This window comes from Sandarakinorhabdus oryzae (assembly GCF_009733735.1).
In the GTDB taxonomy this organism is placed as follows: domain Bacteria; phylum Pseudomonadota; class Alphaproteobacteria; order Sphingomonadales; family Sphingomonadaceae; genus Sandarakinorhabdus; species Sandarakinorhabdus oryzae.
Window position 1 is genome coordinate 1 of record NZ_WNJP01000324.1, and the last position, 1,264, is coordinate 1,264.

1 protein-coding gene is annotated in these 1,264 nt (G+C 73.3%); it reads left to right on the forward strand.

Features of this window, described 5'->3' with window-relative positions:
- The coding region (locus GJ693_RS17230; RefSeq protein ID WP_456238826.1) for an alpha-2-macroglobulin family protein at positions 1–1,118 on the forward strand (1,118 nt) is incomplete at its 5' end.
- Positions 1,119–1,264 lie beyond the last annotated feature (146 nt).

The window sequence follows — 1,264 nt, forward strand, 5'->3', positions numbered from 1 at the left end:
GGCCACTGCCGGCACCGGAGCGGGCGCGGCTGGTGGCGGGCCTGCGCCCGATTGCCGAAGGCCGGGTGGCCGGTGACCGGCTCGCCGCGCTGGCCGCGCTTGCGGGTGAAGGCGAAGCGGTGGGCCGCATGTTGGCCGGTTTCAACGCAACGCCCGATCAATGGGGGCCGACGGCGCTGCTCGATTGGCGCGCCGTGCTGTTGGCGAGCGGCAATGGCCCCGCGGCGGCGCAAGTGCTGGCCCGGCTGCGCGCCCGGCTGGATGATCGCGGCAGCGTGATGCGCTTCACTGGGCCCGATGACGAGTGGAGCCTGATGGCCGGCCGTGATGCCGCCACAGCGCGGCTGCTGCTGGTGGCCAACGATTATCCGGCCTGGGCCAGCGACGCCCCGCGCCTGGCCCGCGCCCTGGTGCAGGGCCAGCAACACGGCCATTGGGACACGACGCCCGCCAATGCGCTGGGCCGGCTGGCGCTGGCCGGCTTTGCGACGCGGTTCGAGAAGGCGACGGTGAGCGGTCGCACCACGGTATCGCTGGGCGCGGCGCGGCAAGTGGCAAGCTGGCCCAACCCGGTCCCCGTTCACCTGCCCGCCGCCACTGCGCCACTGACGATCAGCCATGCTGGCAGCGGTCAGCCGTGGGCGATGGTGTCGCTCAGCGCCGCCGTGCCGGCGACCAAAGCGGTCGCCAACGGCCTCGCCTTGCGCCGCCAGATCGTCCCCATCCGCCAGGCGGTGCCCGGCCGCTGGAGCCGGGGCGACGTGCTGGCGGTGCGCCTGACCATCACTGCCCGCGCGCAAACGGCCTGGGTGGCGCTCACCGATCCGGTGCCGGCGGGCGCGACCATCTTAGGTGGTGGCCTCGGTGGCCGGTCCGAACTGCTGGCCGGTGGCGGAGACGAGAGCGGCCAATATCCCGACTGGGTGGAGCGCCGCACCGGGCATTATCGCGCCTATTGGCAGCAGCTGGGCGCCGCGCCCACCACCATCGAATATCGCATCCGGCTGGGCAGCAGCGGCCGCTTCACCCTGCCGCCGACCCGTGCCGAAGCCATGTATGCGCCCGATATCAACGCCCTGCTGCCGGGCAGCACGCTGGTGGTCGCCGGCGCGAAATGAAGCGATCGCGGGCGCTGCCACTGCTGTTGCTGGCGCTGCTGGGGCTGCTGGTCTGGCGCACCCAGCCGGCGCCGGTTCCGGCCTTTGCCAGCCTGGCCGCGCAGCCGGGCAGCGAGGCCGTGCTGCTCGACCGGCAGGGCCGCGAA